General features: G+C 74.2%; 21 protein-coding genes, 1 pseudogene and 1 riboswitch. Of the genes and pseudogenes, 10 read left to right on the plus strand and 12 right to left on the minus strand.

Annotation, left to right across the window (positions count from 1 at the left end; all coding sequences use genetic code 11):
- Positions 1–127 precede the first annotated feature (127 nt).
- The 3 genes and pseudogenes from ACIQMJ_RS37720 to ACIQMJ_RS37730 all read right to left on the minus strand — a co-directional run.
- Positions 128–514: pseudogene (locus tag ACIQMJ_RS37720) on the minus strand (toll/interleukin-1 receptor domain-containing protein); the annotation flags it as partial.
- Positions 515–587: 73 nt separating this feature from the next.
- Complete coding sequence (locus tag ACIQMJ_RS37725) at positions 588–2,393, minus strand: S8 family peptidase (protein WP_499765808.1); 1,806 nt, start codon at positions 2,391–2,393, stop codon at positions 588–590.
- Positions 2,394–2,591: 198 nt separating this feature from the next.
- Positions 2,592–3,101 carry a GbsR/MarR family transcriptional regulator gene (locus tag ACIQMJ_RS37730; RefSeq protein WP_499765809.1) on the minus strand — a complete coding sequence of 170 codons (510 nt, stop codon included), beginning with the start codon at positions 3,099–3,101 and terminating at the stop codon, positions 2,592–2,594.
- A 94-nt stretch (positions 3,102–3,195) separates the two neighbouring features.
- Here ACIQMJ_RS37730 and ACIQMJ_RS37735 point away from each other — a divergent pair, with 94 nt between their 5' ends.
- Genes ACIQMJ_RS37735 through ACIQMJ_RS37750 form a run of 4 tightly spaced genes read left to right on the plus strand, consistent with a single transcriptional unit; the run spans position 3,196 to position 7,496 of the window.
- On the plus strand, positions 3,196–4,113 hold the full coding sequence (locus tag ACIQMJ_RS37735) for an ABC transporter ATP-binding protein (protein ID WP_499765810.1): 918 nt from the start codon (positions 3,196–3,198) through the stop codon (positions 4,111–4,113).
- Positions 4,110–5,702 carry an ABC transporter permease gene (locus tag ACIQMJ_RS37740; protein ID WP_499765811.1) on the plus strand — a complete coding sequence of 531 codons (1,593 nt, stop codon included), beginning with the start codon at positions 4,110–4,112 and terminating at the stop codon, positions 5,700–5,702. Before ACIQMJ_RS37735 ends, ACIQMJ_RS37740 begins: the two co-directional genes overlap by 4 nt.
- A gap of 52 nt (positions 5,703–5,754) precedes the next feature.
- Entirely contained in the window at positions 5,755–6,312 is a 558-nt protein-coding gene (locus ACIQMJ_RS37745; RefSeq protein ID WP_499765812.1) for an ArsR/SmtB family transcription factor, read from the plus strand.
- A complete protein-coding gene (locus tag ACIQMJ_RS37750; RefSeq protein ID WP_499765813.1) occupies positions 6,309–7,496 on the plus strand; it encodes an MFS transporter in 1,188 nt (395 codons plus the stop codon). Before ACIQMJ_RS37745 ends, ACIQMJ_RS37750 begins: the two co-directional genes overlap by 4 nt.
- A 1-nt stretch (position 7,497) precedes the next feature.
- Here ACIQMJ_RS37750 and ACIQMJ_RS37755 read toward each other — a convergent pair whose 3' ends face one another.
- On the minus strand, positions 7,498–8,628 hold the full coding sequence (locus ACIQMJ_RS37755) for an MFS transporter (RefSeq protein ID WP_499765814.1): 1,131 nt from the start codon (positions 8,626–8,628) through the stop codon (positions 7,498–7,500).
- Positions 8,629–8,738: 110 nt separating this feature from the next.
- Here ACIQMJ_RS37755 and ACIQMJ_RS37760 point away from each other — a divergent pair, with 110 nt between their 5' ends.
- Positions 8,739–9,380, plus strand: a complete 642-nt coding sequence (locus tag ACIQMJ_RS37760; protein WP_499765815.1) for a nucleotidyltransferase domain-containing protein — start codon at positions 8,739–8,741, stop codon at positions 9,378–9,380.
- Between the two features lie 56 nt (positions 9,381–9,436).
- On the opposite strand, the gene ACIQMJ_RS37765 is transcribed toward ACIQMJ_RS37760, so the two are convergent.
- A complete protein-coding gene (locus ACIQMJ_RS37765) occupies positions 9,437–10,333 on the minus strand; it encodes a PAC2 family protein (RefSeq protein ID WP_499765816.1) in 897 nt (298 codons plus the stop codon).
- Between the two features lie 332 nt (positions 10,334–10,665).
- Between ACIQMJ_RS37765 and ACIQMJ_RS37770 the strand changes: the two genes are divergently transcribed.
- Positions 10,666–11,328, plus strand: coding sequence for an HAD family hydrolase (locus tag ACIQMJ_RS37770; RefSeq protein ID WP_499765817.1), 663 nt, complete (start codon positions 10,666–10,668; stop codon positions 11,326–11,328).
- Here ACIQMJ_RS37770 and ACIQMJ_RS37775 read toward each other — a convergent pair.
- From ACIQMJ_RS37775 to ACIQMJ_RS37785, 3 genes are all read right to left on the minus strand, one after another.
- The gene (locus tag ACIQMJ_RS37775; protein WP_499765818.1) at positions 11,317–12,063 is read right to left on the minus strand and encodes a CbtA family protein; all 747 of its coding nucleotides are present in this window, start codon (positions 12,061–12,063) and stop codon (positions 11,317–11,319) included. The two genes, ACIQMJ_RS37770 and ACIQMJ_RS37775, sit on opposite strands and share 12 nt — an antisense overlap.
- An 11-nt stretch (positions 12,064–12,074) precedes the next feature.
- Positions 12,075–12,260, minus strand: coding sequence for a CbtB domain-containing protein (locus ACIQMJ_RS37780; RefSeq protein WP_499765819.1), 186 nt, complete (start codon positions 12,258–12,260; stop codon positions 12,075–12,077).
- Between the two features lie 31 nt (positions 12,261–12,291).
- A riboswitch (cobalamin riboswitch) is annotated at positions 12,292–12,475 on the minus strand.
- Positions 12,476–12,524: 49 nt separating this feature from the next.
- Positions 12,525–13,175, minus strand: coding sequence for a (2Fe-2S)-binding protein (locus ACIQMJ_RS37785; protein ID WP_499765820.1), 651 nt, complete (start codon positions 13,173–13,175; stop codon positions 12,525–12,527).
- 18 nt (positions 13,176–13,193) lie between these two features.
- On the opposite strand from ACIQMJ_RS37785, the gene ACIQMJ_RS37790 reads away from it, so the two are divergent.
- Positions 13,194–13,880, plus strand: coding sequence for a LysE family translocator (locus ACIQMJ_RS37790; protein WP_499765821.1), 687 nt, complete (start codon positions 13,194–13,196; stop codon positions 13,878–13,880).
- Here ACIQMJ_RS37790 and ACIQMJ_RS37795 read toward each other — a convergent pair.
- On the minus strand, positions 13,868–15,043 hold the full coding sequence (locus tag ACIQMJ_RS37795; protein ID WP_499765822.1) for a GNAT family N-acetyltransferase: 1,176 nt from the start codon (positions 15,041–15,043) through the stop codon (positions 13,868–13,870). The genes ACIQMJ_RS37790 and ACIQMJ_RS37795 overlap by 13 nt on opposite strands.
- 84 nt (positions 15,044–15,127) lie before the next feature.
- Between ACIQMJ_RS37795 and ACIQMJ_RS37800 the strand changes: the two genes are divergently transcribed.
- The 3 genes from ACIQMJ_RS37800 (at position 15,128) to ACIQMJ_RS37810 (ending at position 16,281) form a co-directional block, all read left to right on the plus strand.
- The gene (locus ACIQMJ_RS37800) at positions 15,128–15,583 is read left to right on the plus strand and encodes an N-acetyltransferase (protein ID WP_499765823.1); all 456 of its coding nucleotides are present in this window, start codon (positions 15,128–15,130) and stop codon (positions 15,581–15,583) included.
- Between the two features lie 150 nt (positions 15,584–15,733).
- Entirely contained in the window at positions 15,734–15,997 is a 264-nt protein-coding gene (locus ACIQMJ_RS37805) for a phosphoribosyl-ATP diphosphatase (RefSeq protein ID WP_033434999.1), read from the plus strand.
- Positions 15,994–16,281, plus strand: a complete 288-nt coding sequence (locus ACIQMJ_RS37810) for an antibiotic biosynthesis monooxygenase family protein (RefSeq protein ID WP_499765824.1) — start codon at positions 15,994–15,996, stop codon at positions 16,279–16,281. The genes ACIQMJ_RS37805 and ACIQMJ_RS37810 overlap by 4 nt, the downstream gene beginning before the upstream one ends.
- On the opposite strand, the gene ACIQMJ_RS37815 is transcribed toward ACIQMJ_RS37810, so the two are convergent.
- The 3 genes from ACIQMJ_RS37815 to ACIQMJ_RS37825 are packed head-to-tail and all read right to left on the minus strand — an operon-like array spanning position 16,266 to position 18,594.
- Positions 16,266–16,901: a phosphoribosyltransferase gene (locus ACIQMJ_RS37815; protein WP_499765825.1), complete on the minus strand. Its 636-nt coding sequence runs from the start codon at positions 16,899–16,901 to the stop codon at positions 16,266–16,268. The genes ACIQMJ_RS37810 and ACIQMJ_RS37815 overlap by 16 nt on opposite strands.
- Positions 16,902–16,939: 38 nt before the next feature.
- Positions 16,940–17,713: a thioesterase family protein gene (locus ACIQMJ_RS37820; protein WP_499765826.1), complete on the minus strand. Its 774-nt coding sequence runs from the start codon at positions 17,711–17,713 to the stop codon at positions 16,940–16,942.
- A 14-nt stretch (positions 17,714–17,727) separates the two neighbouring features.
- Entirely contained in the window at positions 17,728–18,594 is an 867-nt protein-coding gene (locus ACIQMJ_RS37825) for a RecB family exonuclease (RefSeq protein ID WP_499765827.1), read from the minus strand.
- Between the last annotated feature and the right edge of the window lie 5 nt (positions 18,595–18,599).

Here is an 18,599-nt window from a genome sequence, read left to right on the forward strand (position 1 = left end):
TGAGGACGTGCCACACCTCCGGCAGCACGCCGGGGAAGCGGGGTGACGCGGTGGGGAACGCGGGGGCGGCGGCGGGCTTGGCGCGTCCGGTGAGCACACCGCGCACGGCCTGCCGCAGTCGCTGCCGGGCGGCGACCTCACCGAGCCCGAACAGGTCCTCCGACGTCACCGATCCCAGCAGGCCCGGCCGGGCGCAGTCCTCGACGCGCAGCACCAGCAGCTTGCGGCGCTCACCCAGCGGGTCGCCGCGCCACGCCGCCTGCCACTCCGCCCGGCCGTACGCGGACGACAGGTAGGCCGACGACAGGACCGCGACCGTCCGCTCCGCGCCCCGGGCGGCCTCGTGCGTGCGGTCGACCCAGTCGGAACCCGGCACGAAGTCCCACGCCTGCACCAGCACGCGGTGGCCGTCGTGCTCCAGCTCCCAGGCGATCCACTCCGCCCACGCCCGGTCCGCGCTCGTGTACGAGACGAAGAAGTCCCACCCACCCGGCACCATCCCTCGGCGACCCATCGTGGCCCACGGGTGTCGCGTCACGCGAACGGGGCCGTCCCGGAGTGGGGCGGCCCCGCCGGTCACGTCACGCTCAGACGTCGAGCGTCCAGCTGTTGAGGTAGCCCGTGTCGAACAGCGCCTGGTCGCGGACGCGCAGCTTCCAGGTGCCCGCAGCCGCCTCGGAGGAGGCGTTCACGGTGTACGAGCGGTTGATGTTGTCGGTGCTGCCGCCGCTGCGGTTGTGCAGGTTGTAGACCGTGCCGTCCGGCGCGACCAGGTCCACGACCAGGTCACCGATGTAGGTGTGCACGATGTCGACCTGCACGGTCGTGGTGGCCGAGGCGTTGGCGGCGCAGGTCAGCGAGATGGGGCTGCTGACGTCGGAGTTGTCGCCGATCGTCACGTCCGTGCCGTTGGTGGCCGGGTCGCAACCGCCGCCGGTCGACGTGATCGCCCACGAGAACGTGGTGCTGCCGGTGCGCGACGCCGAGTCGGTCGCGGTCACCGTCACCGAGGACGTGCCCACCGCGGTCGGCGTGCCGCTGATCAGGCCCGAGGAGCTGATCGACAGGCCGGTGGGCAGGCCGGTGGCCGAGAAGGTGTACGGCGCGGTGCCGCCGCTCGCGGTGAGCTGGAGGCTGACCGGGGTGCCCACGACGGTCGACTGGTTGCCCGGGTTGGTGACGGCCGGGCCGCCGGGGGTCGCCGTGCCGGTGAACAGCAGCTTGTTCGGCGAACCCGTCCCCGGGCTGGTGATCTTGTCGGAGGTGGCGGCGGCGACGATCGCCGCGTTCACCGTCGGCGGGGTCGCGGTCGGGTTGTCCGCCAGGTACAGCGCGGCGGCGCCCGCGACGTGCGGCGACGCCATCGACGTCCCGCTGATCGTGTTGGTGGAGGTGTCGTTGGTCATCCACGCCGAGGTGATGTTCTGACCCGGCGCGAACAGGTCGGTGCAGGTGCCGAAGTTCGAGAACGAGGCGCGCGCGTCGGTGTTGGTGGACGCGTTCACGCTCAGCGCCTCGGCGACCCGGGCGGGGGAGTAGTTGCACGCGTTGGCGTTGGAGTTGCCCGACGCCACGGCGTAGGTGACGCCCGCGGCGATGGAGTTGCGCACCGCGGTGTCCAGGGCGGTGTCGACGCCGCCGCCCAGCGACATGTTCGCGACGGCCGGCTTGACCGCGTTCCGGGTGACCCAGTCGACGCCGCTCACCACGCCCGCCGTGGTGCCGGAGCCGGCGCAGTTGAGGACCTTGACCGCGATGAGCTGCACGCCCTTGGCGACGCCGTGCGCCGTGCCGCCGACGGTGCCGGCGACGTGGGTGCCGTGGCCGTTGCAGTCGGTGTTGTTGGTGTCGACGGTGTTGGTGCCCCAGGTGGCGCGACCGCCGAAGTCCGAGTGGGTGGTGCGGATGCCGGTGTCGATGATGTACGCCCGCACGTTGCTCGCGGTCGTCGAGTAGTTGTAGGCGCTGTCCAGCGGCAGGGAGCGCTGGTCGATGCGGTCCAGGCCCCACGACGGCGGGTTCTGCTGGACGGCGTCGACCGAGATCGGCAGGTCGGCCTGGACGAACGCGACCCGCGGGTCGGCGGCCAGGCGCCGGGCCTGCGCCGGGGACAGGGTGGCGTGGAAGCCGTTGAGCGCGTGCTGCCAGGTCGCGCGGACCTGGCCGCCGTACGTGTCGACCAGCGAGGACGCGGCCGACGCGGACGCCGACCTCGGCGACGCCGAGTCGTTCAGGGCCACGATGTAGGAGCCGGGGACGGCGTCGGCGCGCTCCGCGCCGAGCACGGTGCCCTCGGCCGCCGCCACTCCGACGTTCGCGAGGGCCAGCGCGGCGGCCGACACGGCGGCGAGGCCGAGCACGGCCAGTCTTCTGGTGGTTCGGGCGTCTCCCATGTCAGGGTTCTCCCTTTGGGGCAGGGCTGCGCGGCCGTGCCGGGCGGGTGCGCCGGTCGGCCGGGCGGTGCAGGGGATGGGACGTCCGCGCGAACGGGGTGGTGCGACCTGGTCACATGCATGGTCGGGACAAAACCGACGGCCCAGTAGCGCCGATAGTCGTAACTAGGTCGAATCGGGATCGATCGGTACGGGCCGTCAGGACCGGTCGGCGGAGTCCGGTGCGCCCAGTCGCCCGTCCCGGTACGACCGCCAGTGCTTGAGCAGGTTCGGCAGCTCGGCGTGGACGAACTCGAAGAACATCAGCGTCTCGGCGATCCGCCTGCCCGCGGGCGTGGCGGGGCCGAGCACCCCGATGCCCTCCTTGAGCGGGCCGGACCACCGGCGGAACATCTCGTCGCGGCGGAACAACGCCTCGTACCAGACGTCGTCGAACACGCGGTAGAGGTCGCGGCGCGAACCGGTCTCCCGCTCGCGGCTGACCAGGTTCATCTGGGCGAGGTAGCGGACCGCGCCGGAGATCGCGGCGGGCGACACGCGCAGCAGGTCGGCCAGCTCGGCGGCGGTCATCTCGCCGGAGTCGGTGGCCAGGAGGGCGACGAACACCCGTGACGGCATCCGCGGCATGCCGGACTCGGCGAACACCGCGCCGAAGCGCTCGATGAAGCGCAGCACCGCCTGCTCGTCACGCTCGCCCACGTCTGTCACCGCCGGATCATCCCTTCGTGGTCCCCTGAACGAAGGGCAGTTTATACGCTTCCTTAACTTCACCACTTTGTGAAATGACTGTAGCTTGCCTGGCATGACTGCTGCGATATCCGTGTCGGGCCTGGTCAAGACGTTCGGCCCGACACGAGCGCTGGACGGCTTGGACCTGACCGTCCACGAGGGGGAGGTGCACGGCTTCCTGGGCCCCAACGGGTCGGGCAAGTCGACCACCATCCGGGTCCTGCTGGGACTGCTGCGCGCCGACGCCGGCTCGGCGTCGCTGCTGGGCGGCGACCCGTGGCGCGACACCGCCGAGCTGCACCGCAGGCTCGCCTACGTGCCCGGCGACGTCAGCCTGTGGCCGAACCTGACCGGCGGCGAGGTGATCGACCTGCTGGGCAGGCTGCGCGGCGGGCTGGACGAGAAGCGCCGCGCCGAGCTGCTGGAGCGCTTCGAGCTCGACCCGCGCAAGAAGGGCCGCGCCTACTCCAAGGGCAACCGGCAGAAGGTGGCCCTGGTCGCGGCGCTGGCCTCGGACGTGGAGCTGCTGATCCTGGACGAGCCGACCTCCGGGCTGGACCCGCTGATGGAGGCCGTGTTCCAGGAGGCGGTCAACGAGCTGCGCGGGCGGCGGACCGTGCTGCTGTCCAGCCACATCCTGGCCGAGGTCGAGGCGCTGTGCGACCGCGTCAGCATCATCCGCAACGGCCGCACGGTCGAGACCGGCACGCTGGCCGACCTGCGCCACCTGACCCGCACCAGCGTCTCGGCCGAGCTGGTCGACGCGCCCGCCGGGCTGGCCGGGCTGCCGGGCGTGCACGACCTGGTGGTGGAGGGGCGGCGGGTGCGGTTCGAGGTCGACACCGACCACCTGGACGCGGCGCTGCGGGCGCTGGTCGGCAGCGGTGTCCGCACGCTGACCAGCCAGCCGCCCACGCTGGAGGAGCTGTTCCTGCGGCACTACGAGGACGAGCTGCCCGCCGGCGCGACCGAGGGGGCGGTGTCGTCGTGACCGGCCTCGGCTCGCTGGTGCGCCTGGCGTTGCGCCGCGACCGGCTGCTGCTGACCGTGTGGGTCGTCGGCCTGGTCGGCATCACGGTGTCCACCGCCTCGACCGTGGGCGAGCTGTACGGCTCGGTCGAGTCGCGGCAGCAGCTGGGCGCGACGGCGGGCGGCAACCCCGCGTTCCTGGCGATGCTCGGCCCGCTGTACGACGCGTCCACGACCGGCGGCGTGGTGGCCTGGCGGTGGGGCGTGTTCGGCGCGCTGCTGGTCGGGCTGATGGCGATGTTCCTGGTCTCCCGGCACACCAGGGCGGAAGAGGAGACGGGCCGGCTGGAGCTGATCGGCTCGGCCGTCGTCGCCCGGCACGCGCCGCTGGCCGCCGCCGTGGTGGTGGCGCTGCTGGCGAGCACGGTGATCGGCCTGCTGGTCGCGCTCGGCCTGACCGGGCTGGGCGAGTCGGCGTCCGGGTCGTTCGCGCTCGGCCTCGCGTTCGCGTCGGTGGGCTGGGTGTTCACCGGTGTGGGCGCGGTCAGCGCGCAGCTGTCCGAGAGCGCCCGCACGGCCAACTCGATCTCCGGCGGGGTGCTCGGCGTCGCCTACCTGCTGCGCGCCGTGGGCGACGCGGCCGGCGACGAGGGCCCGACGTGGCTGACCTGGCTGTCCCCGTTGGGCTGGCTGGAGCGGACCAGGGCGTTCGCGGGCGACCGGTACTGGGTGCTGGTGCTGCCCGTGGCGCTGTTCGCGGTGCTGATCGCGGCGGCGTCGGTCCTGGTGACCAAGCGGGACCTCGGCGGCGGCCTGGTGCCGACCCGGCTCGGCCCGGCCCGCGCGCCCGGCTCGCTGGGCAGCGCGTTCGGCCTGGCCTGGCGGTTGCAGCGGGGCACGCTGATCGGCTGGACGCTGAGCCTGTTCGTGCTCGGCGCGGTCTACGGGTCGGTCGCGCGCGGCGTCGAGCAGATGCTGGAGGCCAACCCGGCGTTGCAGAGGATCATCTCGCAGATGGGCGGGACGGGCGCGATCGTGGACGTCTACCTGGCGTCGATCCTCGGCATCATCGCCCTGTTCAGCGCGATCTACGTGGTGCAGTCGACGTTGCGGCTGCGCGCCGAGGAGACGGAGTTCCGGGCGGAGCCGGTGCTGGCCACGCCGGTCAGCCGGTTCGCGTGGGTCGGCGGCCACGTGCTGTTCGCGACCGTCGGCACGGCCGTCGTGCTGGCCGCGGCGGGTGCGGGCGCGGGCCTGGTGCACGGCGCGCGGGTGGGTGACGTGGGCGGTCAGGTCGTGCGGCTGGTCGGCGCGTCGTTGGCGCACGTCCCGGCGGTGTGGGTGGTCGCTGGCCTCGCGCTGGCGCTGTTCGCGCTCGTGCCGAGGTGGTCGTCGGCGAGCTGGGCGGTGATCGTGGTGTTCCTGGTGCTCGGCCAGCTCGGGCCGCTGTTGCGGCTCGACCAGTGGGCGATGGACCTCTCGCCGTTCACGCACATCCCCAAGGTGCCGGGCGTCGAGGTCACCGCGGCGCCGCTGGTGTGGTTGACGCTGGTCGCGGTGGTGCTGGTGGTGGTCGGCTTCGTCGGGTTCCGCCGGCGGGACGTCGGCTGACAATCTGAAAGAAGACTTTCGAAAGAGTTCTTTCAGGTCTACCGTCGGGGCCATGGACCTCCCAGGGCCCCGACGGGTCACCGATGCCGAAGCGCTCAAGGCGCTGGCGCACCCGCTGCGCGTGTCGCTGCTCAACCACCTGCTCGCGGTCGGCCCGCGCACGGCGAGCGAGTGCGCCGAGGCGGTCGGGTCGACCGCGTCCAACTGCAGCTGGCACCTGCGGCAGCTGGCGAAGTCCGGTTTCGTCGAGCGGGCCGAGGCGGGCGACGGGCGGGAACGGCCGTGGCGGGCGACCTCGGTCGGATACGACGTCGGCGCGTTCGCCGACGACCCGGAGGTCCGCAGCCGGCAGGACGCGCTGATCGCGCTGGGGCTCGACGAGGACAACCGGCTCGTGCGGCGGTTCCTGGAACGGCAGCACGAGCTGCCGCGCGAGTGGCTGGAAGCCTCCGCCCTGCACGGCTACGCGGTCACCGTGACCGCGGAGGAGCTGTCCGACCTGCTCGGCAGGATCGACGACGTCCTGCGCCCGTACCTCGCGCCGGTGCGCCGCGACGTGCCCGAGGGCGCGCTGCCCGCGCACGTCGGCATCCGGGCGTTCCCGCGGTGACCGGCCCGCTGGGGGTGCCGGCGTTCCGCCGGTTGTGGATCGCCGGGTTCGTCTCCGAGATCGGCGACTGGGTGCTGCTGGTCGCGCTGCCCGTGTACGTCTACCAGCGCACCGGCTCGGCGGCGGCGACCGCGACGACGTTCGTGGTGGCGCTGCTGCCGAGCCTGGCGCTCTCGCCGCTGGCCGGGGTGCTGGCCGACCGCTGGGACCGGCGCCGGCTGATGCTGCTGGTCAGCCTCGCGCAGGCGGTCACCCTGCTGCCGCTGCTGACCGGCGACCTGGTGCTGGTGAACGTCGTCACGGCGGTGCAGGCCGGGTTGGCGGCGCTGTTCGAGCCCGCCAAGAACGCGTTGCTGCCGACGCTCGTGCCGCGCGAGCAGGTGCCGGCGGCCAACGGGCTGGTCGGGCTGAACGCCAACCTGGCCCGGCTGGTCGGCGCGTCGCTGGGCGGGCTGGTGCTCGGGTGGACCGGGCTGCCGGGCGTGGTGCTGGTGGACGTGGCGTCGTTCCTGCTCGCGGCGGCGCTGTTGGCCGCGCTCGGCACCGCGGACCCGGTGCGCCCGGCGGGTGAACCCGCGTGGCGGGCCTGGCTCGACGGCGTGCGCGAGATCCGCGGGCCGTTGCGGCCGATGGTGGGCGTGGTCGCGTTGATGGCGACGGGGCAGGGCTTGTTCGTGGTGCTGTTCGTGGTGTTCGTGACCGAACGGCTCGGCGGGGGAGCGGCCGAGGTGGGGTTGTTGCGCGGGGTCCAGGCGGTCGGCGGGCTGCTCGGCGGCCTCCTCGTGGGGGTGCTCGCGCGCCGCCTCGCGCCCGGACGGCTGCTGGGCGTGTCGCTGGTCGGCTTCGCGGTGGTGGCGGCGGTGGGCTGGAACGGGCCGCACGTGACCACGGCGCTCGTGTTCTACCTGGCCGCGTTCGTGGTGGTGGGCGTGCCGGGGGTGATCGCGGGTGCCGGGATGATGTCGGTGCTGCAACTGCACGCGCCCGACGACGTGCGCGGTCGGGTGCTGGCGACGTTCGTCAGCCTCTACGACGGCGGTCAGGCGCTCGGCATGGTGCTCGCCGGCGCGCTGACGCCCGTGCTCGGCCTGTCCGCGCTGCTCAACGCCCAGGCCGCGCTCTACCTGGCGGCGGGCGTGCTGGCGCTGGTGGCGCTCGACGTCCCGGCCGGCCTCCGGACCTGACTCACCGCCGTGCGGACCGGCCGAGCAGCAGCACGGGCGGCACGGCCAGCACCAGCCCGGCGGGCACGAGGAACGCGCTCGCCGGGTCCAGGTGGTACAGCGGCACGAACGCCACCGGCGACGCCGCGCCGCCCAGGAACCGCCACGACTGCACCACCGACACCGCCCCGCCCCGGTTGGCGTCGTCCGAGGACAGCACCAGCGCGTTCAGCCCGACGATCACCGCCTGGCTGAACGCGCCCGCCACCGCCCACAGCGCCCCGACCGCGACCAGCGACGGCACCAGCCCGACACCGACCAGCAGCACCCCGCCGACGGCCGCGCCGGACAGCGCGCACCGCCGCGGCCCGAACCGGTCGATCGCCCACCCGGTCAGCCGGGCCGTGCCGATCCCGACCAGCCCGAAACCGGTCAGCACCAGCCCCCGCTGCCCCGCGCCCAACCCGAACGCGTCACCGAGGCGCAGGGCCACCAGGAACGACACCCCGCCCAGGCACCCCCAGCCCACGAACCCCACCGCCGCCACTCGCAACGTCCGGGGCCGCCAGGCGCTGCGGAGCCGGGGCCGCGCGGCGTCGCGCGGCGGGTCGGCGGGCAGCCCGACCACCGCCAACGCGCCCGCCACCACGGCCGCGCCGACGAACGCCCACCGCCACGACGCCTCGGCCGCCACCCCGCCCAGCAGCGGCGCCGACGTCTGCCCGGCGGCCTGCATGGACGCGAACACGCCCAGCGCCCGCCCCAACCGGGCCTTCGGCGTCACCGCCGCGATCGCCGCCAGCAGCAGGGGAGTGGTGAACGCGTTCGCCGCCCCCTGCACGGCCCGCCCGCCCATCAGCACCGGGAACGACCAGGCGACCGCGCACAACGCCGACGCCAGGACGTACACGACGTACGCGACGCGCACGGTCCGCCGCGCGCCCCACCGTTCGCCCAACGTGCCGGACACCAGCATGAGCAGCGCGAACGGCACGAGGTACCCGGTCAAGGTCGCCGCCGCCGTCCCGGCCGACACCCCGAAGTCCCCGCCGACCTCGGGCAGCACCGAGGCCGTCATCGCGCCGCCGAAGGGCCCGAGGAACCCGCCCGCGTACAACGCCGTCACCCGGACGCGGGAACGAAGGTCGTCCACGGGGAGCGACCTAACCACCGAGGCCGTCCGACCCGACCACGAGGGGGACGCCGGACCTCCGCCCCTCGCCGCCCGGTGATCCGCGACCGGCCCGCCGATAGGTTCTCCCGGTGACCGAGCAACCGCCCGGTGGCGGCGTCGAGCTGTCGCCCGCCGGGATCGCCGCCCTCGACGCCAGGTGGGCGTCCTGCTGGACCCCGAGCGCCGTCGCACCGCGACTGGCCGGGCCGGCCACGCCCTGGTGCGTGGTCGCGGGCTGGGCGCTGGACCTGTTCCACGGCGCTCGCACGCGCCCGCACGGGGACATCGAGATCGCGATCCCGGCCGCCGGCTTCCCCGAGCTCCGCGCCCGCTTCACCGGGTACGCCTTCGACGCCGTGGGCGGCGGCCGGATCTGGGAGGACGCCACGCCGGAGGCGCTGGCGGCCACGCACCAGACCTGGCTGCGCGACCCGGGCACCGGCGACTACCTGCTCGACGTGTTCCGCGAACCGCACGACGGCGACACCTGGATCTGCCGGCACGACGAGACGATCCGGCTGCCCTACCGCGACGTCATCCGCCACACCGACGACGGCGTCCCGTACCTGGCGCCCGAACTGGTCCTGCTGTTCAAGGCCAAGCACGTCCGGCCGAAGGACCAGGACGACTTCGACCGGACCGTCCCGCGCCTGAGCCCGGCGCAGCGCGGGACCCTCGCCGACCTCCTGGCCCACGCGCACCCGGGACATCGCCGGCTCGCGGACCTGTGACCGGCGGCACCCGCGCCCGGCCGTCGTTCACCGCGGTGGTGCGGGCCGGGCCCGCGTCACATCCCCGTCGGGCCCCGACCCGGACCCCGGCCGCGACGGCGCAGGTAGCGCTCGAACTCGGCCGCGATGGCGTCACCGCTGGCCTCGGTGATCTGGATCTCCGCGTCGCCGCGCTCCTCCAGCGCCCGCACGTAGTTGCGCACGTCCTCGTCCTCGTCGGCCATCTCGCTGACCGTGCGCTCCCACTCCTCGGCCTGCTCGGGCAGCGCGCCGAGCGGCACCTCGATGTCCAGGACCTCCTCCACCCGGTGCAGCAGCGCGAGCGTCGCCTTCGGCGAGGGCGGCTGGGAGACGTAGTGCGGCACGGCCGCCCAGAACGAGATCGCGGGCACGCCCGCCTGCACGCACAGGTCCTGGAACACGCCGACGATCCCCGTCGGCCCCTCGTACCGGGACCGCTCCAACCCGTACTTCGCCGCCGCCGCCTCGTCGTACGCGGTCCCCGTCACCGGCACCGGCCGGGTGTGCGGCGTGTCCATCAGCAGCGCGCCGAGCGTCACCACGGTGGTCACGCCCAGGTCCTCGATGTGGCCCAGCAGCTCGGAGGCGAACTTCCGCCACCGCATGTTCGGCTCGATCCCGTGCACGAGCACCACGTCCGTCGACGACCCGGGCGGGCGGCACACCGACAGGCGGGTCGTCGGGAATTCCACCCTCCGGGTGACACCGTCCACGAGGCGGACGGTGGGCCGGGTGACCTGGAAGTCGTAGTAGTCGTCCGGATCGATCTCCGCCAACGGCGTCGCGTCCCACGTGAGCTGCAGGTGCTCGATCGCCGTGCTGGCGGCGTCTCCTGCGTCGTTCCACCCCTCGAACGCGGCAACCATGATCGGGTTGTTGAGCGGTTCGCTGGGGTCGAAGGGGGTCTGGGCGGCCTGGTCCGGATCGGTCACGCGGCCAGACTACGACCACCGCCGCGCACCCGACGCCGTAGGCTTGGCGCATGTCGGTTCGTGTCACGCCGCCCCCACCCGGCGCACCGGCCGACCACGTCGTCGCCGACGGCGGCACGAGGGGCGCGGTGCCCCGGCCCGGCGGCCTCCTCCCGGGTGTTTCCCCAGTCCAAGGCGGTGCGGCGGGATCTTCGGCCGGTCGACTCGAGGCAGTGCCGCACGGCTGCCGCGGCCCGGGCGTGACGTCGTCGGGATCCGTTCACACCACTGCGGGATGATTACGCCGAACAGGTGACCCGCCTGGGACGCCCATGATCACTCGAAAGGTGCATATGACGGTCGACGCGGTGCTGTGGGACATGGACGGCACGCTGCTGGACTCCGAGAAGCTGTGGGACATCCCGCTCAACGAGTTCGTGGAGAAGCTGGGCGGGACGCTGTCGCTCGCGACCAGGCAGGCCATGGTCGGGTCGAGCACGGCCCGAACCGTGGGGCTGCTGTTCGCCGAAGCGGGCGTCGTGCCGACCGACTCCGACCTCGTCGACGGCGCGGCGTGGATCAGCAGGCGCACCGAGGAGCTGTTCCGCGCCGGGCTGCCGTGGCGGCCGGGCGCCCGGGACGCGTTGCGCGCCGTGCGTGACGCCGGTGTGCCGATGGCCCTGGTGACGTCGACCGAACGGCAGCTGACCGAGGTCGCGCTGGACACCATCGGACGCGACCTGTTCGACGTCACGGTGTGCGGCGACGAGGTGGACCGCCGCAACAAGCCCCTGCCCGACCCGTACCTCAAAGCCGCGCGGCTGCTCGGCGTCGACCCGACCCGCTGCGTCGCGGTCGAGGACTCGCCGACCGGCGTGGCGTCCGCCGTGGCGGCCGGCTGCACGGTGCTCGTCGTGCCGTGCGACGTGCCGGTGGAGCAGGGCGAGCGCCGCGTGTTCCGCGAGTCCCTGGTGGGAGTGCGGTGGGAGACGCTCGCCCCGCTGCTAGACCGCTGACACCTCCGCCCGCCGCGTCGCCGGGTCGACCAGCAGGCCGAACACGACGCCGAGCCCGAGCCACAACGTGGCCGTCTCCGCGAGCGAGGCCAGCCTGAACTCCCACAGCACGCCACCCGGCACGTCGGACGGCACGACGTCCGGCGTGGCCGGGAACGCGACCAGCAGCACGACCACCGCCGCCACCGCGGCCAGCGCCACCGCGGTCGACCGGACCGGCGGCGACAGGTGGCCCAGCCGGGAGGCCAGGAAGCTCGCCCCGACCGCGACCAGCAACCCGGCCGCGATCAGCCCGAGGTAGAGCACCGTGCGGTACTCCACCGTGTCCGCGGCGCCGACCCCGGGCGGGTTGGCCGGGTACTTCACCGCGGGCAGCACCGCCGCCGCGCCGAAGGCCGCCGCCGACAGCGCCACCGCCCGCACGAACGGCGCCCGGGTCGTGAACCAGCGCCGGGACCCCGCGTACGCGGTGGCGAACAACGCGCCGACGGCGATGCCCACCACCACCGCGGCGAGCACACCGCCGACCACCTGCGTGCCGCGGCTGAACACCTCGCCGTGCTCGTGACCGCCGCCGGGCTCGGCGGGCCGTGCCTGCTCGACGGCCAGCGCCGCCCGGATCGGCGCTTCGACCACCAGCACGCCGACCAGGCCCGCGAGCAACCCGGACACCGCGCCCGCGCCGACACCGCGCGCCAGCAGGCCCTTGTAGGTCAGGCCCTTGTGCGTCGACATGGTCGCCGCGCCTAGTGGCACGGGACGCCGAGCGCGTGGCGCCCGTCGTGGAAGAACTCGTGCACGGTCTCGGCGGCGTGGCCGAGGGCGATGCCGTTCTCCTGGAGGACCAGCCAGGTCACGATCAACGCGACCAGTGCGACGGCGTAGGCCCACTTGGGGATGGGGACGGAAAGGGGGTGCGCGGGGCTCGTCATGACGGCCTCCTCCATACCTCGTGGAAGGTCAACAACAACTCGTGCCGCAGCCGGTCTCCTGACTCCCGGATCGACGCCGTCCCCGCGTCTTCCCAGCCGCTGCGCGCGACCAGTGACGTTCTCGGCGGGTTGGCTCCCCGGTCACAGTGGCGAGGACCGCGCCGGATTCACACCGGCTTCCCGTCCACTGCGGCGCTGCGAACCGTAGATGTCGATCGCCGGCCGGCACAACCGACCAGACGAGTTGTCGTGCTCGTCACGCGGTCACCGCCGGGGCAGCGGGCAGTCACCGCACGTGCCGCCCCCGTCGAGCCGGTAGTAGAGGCAGCAGCTGCGCCGCCGGAACACCACCTCGCCGGGGAACGGGATGAACTCGCCGGTGCCCTTGAGCGGCGGCTCGGCGAACAGCTCGTCCGCCAACGCCGCGCAGTCGACGCCACCGCGGCTGACCGTGCGCAGCGCGCCCGCCACGTTCGACCCGGCGTTGCCCCACAGCAGGCCCCGCGCCACCGGCGTGACCGCGTGCACGGCCTCCACCACGGGGTCCACCGACTCGCCGATGCCGACGCCCGCGACCGGGTCCTTCAGCCGGACCTGGAGCCCGTCCGGGGCGTAGCGCCACCACAGGTTGCCGGGTCGGACGTCCGGCGCGACCCCGCCGACCGCGCGGGCGGCGACGACCGGGCTCAGCACCCGCGCGGAGTAGCCGAGGAAGAACAGCGACGCGGCGACCCGCCGTTCCCGGGTGCGGTAGCGGGCGGCGATCCGGTCGAGGGCGTCGGGCAGGGCGGGGCCGTCGGACAGGGCCGCGCCGTCGTGCCAGCTCTCGTCGGGCCGGCCGACGTCGAGGGCGAAGAAGGGGCTGAGGCCGCGGATCTGCCGCAGGGTGGCCAGGACTCGGGCGAACTCGGACACGTGACCTAGTCTGCCGCCGTGGACGCACTGGGGTGGGGACTGACCCTCGGCCTGGCCGCGAGCATCAGCCCCGGCCCGCTGTTGGTGCTGGTGGTGACGTCGGCGCTGCGCTCGGGATGGCGGTCGGGCGCCCTGACCGCCTGCGCACCCCTGCTCTCCGACGCCGCCGTGGTCGTGGTGACCCTGCTCCTGCTGGACCGCCTGCCCGCCCGTGCCCTGGGCGTGCTCGGCGTCGTGGGCGCGGTGTTCGTGGTGTGGAGCGGCATCCACACCGTCCGCGACGCCCGCTCCGCCTCCCTGACCGGACCGCCCCCACCGCCCGACCGCCACGCTTCGCAGGGGTCGCCGCCCAGGGGAACCCTGGATTCAACCCTACCAACGGGGTCCGACAATCCCGGGGCTCTCGCCCTGCGCCGAGCCGTGCTGGTGAACCTGCTCAGCCCGCACCCGTGGATCGCGTGGGCGACCGCGCTCGGCCCCCTCACCATCACCACCTGGCGCACCTCACCTCCCGCCGGCGTGGCTTTCCTGCTCGGCTTCTACCTGACCCTGGTCGGCGGCAAGGTGGTGATCGCCCTGCTCGTCGCCCGCGGCCGCCGCCGCCTCGGCACCACCGGCTACCGCCGCGCCCTCACCGCCGCCGGCGCGCTGCTCGTGCTCGCGGGCGTCGCGATGGGCGTCGAGTTCGCCACCTACGGCATGTAGAACGTCATCAGGTCACCGCGCACCGGCGGGAACAGGGTGTGCATCAGGTCGGCGTTCGGACCCGGGTACACGTCCGGGAACCGCGCGGTCAGGCCCTTGATGCCGTGCGGGCCGAACAGGAGCGACGCCAGCATGTCCGGTGCGACGCCCGCGCCTCCCGCGGCGCCGGGGGACTGCATCCGGCCGCCCGCGACGACCGGCCCCACCTCGCCCGCCTCGAACGGCAGCCGCACGTGCGACCGGTAGAACGAGACGACCGCCTCGCCCTGCCCGTCGCCGAAACCACCCTCCGCCAGCCGCCGCCCGAACACCGGCCGCAGGTGCTCCAGCAACGCCACCGGGTCACCGATCCGCACGTAGTAGGAGTTCGCCTCCTCCGGCGCGGGCCCGAGGAACGGGTCCAGCGCCGCACCCGCCACCGACCCCGGCCGCTCGGTCACCTCCTCGGCCCCGGTCAGCGCGAGCAGCGCGTGCGCCGCCGCCTCGTCCACCGCGGCCACCTCGCACAGCCGCACACCCTCCTCCGGCGGCGTGGTGCGACCGGTCGCGACGGGCACGCCGTCCCGCTCCACCAGCCACTCCGTGCTGCCGTCCCGCGCCACCAGCCACCGCCACAGGGCGGGGGAGTGCGGCATCCTCAGGTCGGCCCGCGCCTGCTCGGCGTCCTGCAACCGAGTCATCGCCGGGATGTCCTCGACGCCCGCCCGGCGCAGCACGTGCCCACCGCCGTCGGGACGACCGGTCACCGGGCGGGTGGCCGAGATCGGGATCGCGTACGTGTAGCCGAACTGGCGGTAGAAGTACGGGATGCCCAGCATCACGTTCACCAGCTGCCCCCGTGCCGCCGAACGCCGGTGCGCCCAGTCCATGAGCGCGCGCACCAGCCCGCGGCCCTCGTAGGCGCGGTCGGTGGCGACCAGCTCCACCTGGCTCGCCGGGATCCCCACCCCGTCGAGCACCAGCGTCTCGTCCAGCAGGGTCGCGGTGGACACGACCTCGTCGCCGTCCACGACGACCGCGCACGCCTCCCAGCCCGCGTCCGGGTCCTCGACGACCAGGCGGTGGTCGACCGCGTCCGCCGGTTCGCCGCGGTCGGCCAGCAGCGCGCCGATCTGCGGCAGGTCTTCCGGGCGCGCGGTCCGCAGCACCAGCCCATCGGTCACCGGGGCAGTGTCTTGGGTGTGGCGAACGTCGCGCCACCGGTTTTTCGGTGGCGACGCCGGTCCGGCCCGCGCAGAATCCGCGCCATGCCGTGGCTCCCCACCGACTTCGCCCACCCGACCCGCGTGCCGCTCGACGGCGGGCACCACCTGCGCCCCATCCGCGAGTCCGATGTGGACGTCGACTACCCCGCCGTGATGGGCTCGCGGCAGCGGCTGTGGTCGCTCTACGGCGAGAAGTGGGGCTGGCCGCCCGCCGACATGACCCACGAGCACGACCGCGTCGACCTCGCCCGGCACGAACGCGAGCAGGACGCGCACGAGTCGTTCAACTACGCCCTCTTCAACGCCGACGAGACCGAGCTGTACGGGTGCGTCTACATCGACCCCGTCGAGGACCCCGAGCGCACCGACGACGCGCAGATCTCGTGGTGGGTCGTGGACGACCGCGTGGGCACCGACCTGGAGCGCGCGCTGGACGCGTTCGTGCCGAGGTGGATCGCCGAGGTGTGGCCGTTCACCAGCCCGCACTACGGGATCTAGCGTCCGCGGGGTGACGCCGTCGGTCGAGTGCACCGCCGTCCCGGTCCGCTCTGCCGCGCCGGCCGTGCCCGCGCCGGCGGGGGCCGTCCGCCCGGTCCGGGCCTGACCTGGGTTCCTGCGGCCGTTCGGGGGATGGGAGGATCAGACCCCGTGAAGACCTTCGACGAGCTGTTCGCCGAGCTGAGCGAACGCGCACGCACCCGCCCTGAGGGCTCCGCCACCGCCGCGGCTCTGGAGGCCGGGGTGCATGCGCAGGGCAAGAAGGTGCTGGAGGAGGCGGGCGAGGTCTGGATCGCCGCGGAGCACGAGTCCGACGAGCGCCTGGCCGAAGAGGTCTCCCAGCTGCTGTACCGCGTGCAGGTGCTGATGCTCGGCCGCGGCCTGACCCTCGAAGACGTCTACAAGCACCTGTGATCCTGGAAGTCGCCGCGCTCGACGTCCGCCCCGGCCTGGAGGCGGACTTCGAGCGGGCGTTCGGGCAGGCCCGCGAGGTCATCGCGCGCTCGCCCGGCTTCCTCTCGCTGGACCTGCGGCGCTCGGTCGAGCAGCCGTCCCGCTACCTGCTGCTGGTGGAGTGGGAACGGCTGGAGGACCACACGGTCGGCTTCCGGCAGGGGCCGCTGTACCCGCGGTGGAAGGCGCTGCTGCACCACTTCTACGACCCGTTCCCGACCGTCGAGCACTACCGCGCGCCCTGACGGCGGCGCAGCAGGTCGACCACCTGCTCGTCCGTCGTCTGCTCGAAGTGGGCGTAGAACCGGCCGACGGCCCGGAAGTCGACCCGCGGGTGCGGGCAGACCACCAGGTCGGCGTCCGCGCCGAGGGCCCGCACCGCGTCCGCCGCGCCCACCGGCACGGCCAGCACCAGGCGGAGTGGCCGCTGCCCGCGGGCTTCGCGCAGCGCGGCACGGGCCGTGACGCCGGTGGCCAGGCCGTCGTCCACGACCAGCACGTCCCGCCCTTCGAACCGGACCGGGCCGTCGCGGTACAGCTCCAGCCGCCGCCGGGCCTCCCGCCGCTCGGCCTCGCACGTCCCCGCCAGGTCCCGAGGGGTCAGGCCGAGCATCCGCAGCGCCTCCCCGTCGAAGATCGGCTCGCCGTCCGCGGTGACCGCGCCGATGCCGTACTCGGGGTGCCCCGGCGCGCCGATCTTGCGCGCCACGGCCACGTCCAGCTCACCGCCCAGCGCCGAGGCGACCTCGAACGCCACCGGCACGCCGCCGCGCGCCAGCCCGAGCACCAGGGGGTCGGTCCACGACTGCCCGGCCAGCGCTCGGGCGAGCACCCGGCCGGCGTCGGAGCGGTCGGCGAACCTCACCCCTCCATGGTGCTCGCGTCCCGCGCCGGCGGCGACCGTCAGCGCTCCCGCACGAACAGCGACTGGGCGCTGCGCCCCACGGGGCCGTGCTCGTCGTGCAGCACGCTGCTCGCCACGCCGACGCCGGACGGCCCGATCACGGTCGTCGCGTCCAGGGCGAACCACTCGCCGACCGGCTCGCGGTGCAGGTGCACGGTCAGGTCGGTGTTGATCGCGTACCAGGTGCGGATGTCCAGCCGGCTGGACACGCCGCTGGCCGAGTCGGCCACGGTGAACAGCCGTTGCGCGGCGCTCGGCTCCTCGCCGGCCACCACGCGCACCCGCGCCCGCGCCCACACCACCGCGTCACCGGGCGCGAAGATGCCGCCGTCGACCGAACGCCACTCCGTGGCCGCGAGGTAGCCGCCCCGCCAGTGCTCCGGCACGGCCATGGGCGCGCACCGCGCCGGCCCGACCAGCGGCCCGCCCGCGCCGGCCGCCACCGCCGTCGTGTCGGCGGTCACGATCCGCCACGCGCCGGCCCGCAGCACGGGACGGCCCTCGTGCGCCAGCTCCGCCGTCAGCAGCTCGACCGAACGCCCCGGCCGCGTCACCGACGCGGTCACGGTCAGCTCCGCCACCGGCACCGGCCCGAGCACCTCGAACGTCACCCGCGACAGCACCGCGCCCGGCCGCGGCGCGCACCGCTCCAGCGCCCGCACCAGCAGTGCCGACGGCGGCCCGAGGTGCTGGCTGTCGTTGCCCCACGGCCCGGTGGTGTGCCCGGTCGCGGCGAACCGGTCGGCGTCGAGCTGCTCGTAGAACGCGTCCACCCGCGAGACCCCCGTCAGTCGGCCCGGTCCAGCGGGGTCTCCACCCCGGCGTCCGGCTCCGGCCAGCCCGGGTACGGCGGCGGCGTGCCGTCGAACGCCGGGCACAGCGCCTTGTGGTCGCAGTAGTCGCACAGCCTGCTCGGGTTCGGCCGGAAGTCGCCGGACTTCGCCGCGCGCAGGATCGCGTCCCAGATCGCCTCCAGCGTGCGCTCGAACCGGGCCAGCTCCGCCTCGTCCGGCTGGTAGGCCAGCGCCTGCCGGTCGGCCAGGTACATCAACCGCAGCTGGCGCGGCACCACGCCGCGCAGCCGCCACAGCACCAGGGCGTAGAACTTCATCTGGAACAGCGCCTTGGCCTCGCCGACCTCGCGCGGCGCGGCCCCGGTCTTGTAGTCGACCACCCGGATCTCGCCGGTCGGCGCCACGTCCACGCGGTCGACGTACCCGCGCAGCAGCACGCCCGACGGCAGCTCCCACTCCACCAGCAGTTCCCGGGCGTCCGGGTCGAACCGGCGCGGGTCCTCCAGGCCGAAGTAGCCCTCCAGCAGCTCCTCCGCCGACGCCAGCCACTGCTCCTGCTCGGGGTCGCCCTCGGCGAACAGCTCGGCGAACTCCGGCCGCTCGGCCCGCACCCGCTCCCACGCCGGGCCGACCAGCGCCCGCGCCTTCTCCGGCACGCGCTCGGCGGCGGGCAGCCCGAACAGGTCCTCCAGCACCGCGTGCACCACCGTGCCGCGCACCTGCGCCCTGGTCGGCTTCTCGGGCAGCCGGTCGACGGCGCGGAAGCGGTAGAGCAGCGGGCACTGCTTGAAGTCGCCCGCGCGGGAGGGCGACAGCGCTGGCCTGCGAACAGGGCGCTCGGTGATCGTCGGCACTGCCATGGGAC

The organism is Actinosynnema sp. NPDC091369 (assembly GCF_044757065.1).
Lineage (GTDB): Bacteria > Actinomycetota > Actinomycetes > Mycobacteriales > Pseudonocardiaceae > Actinosynnema.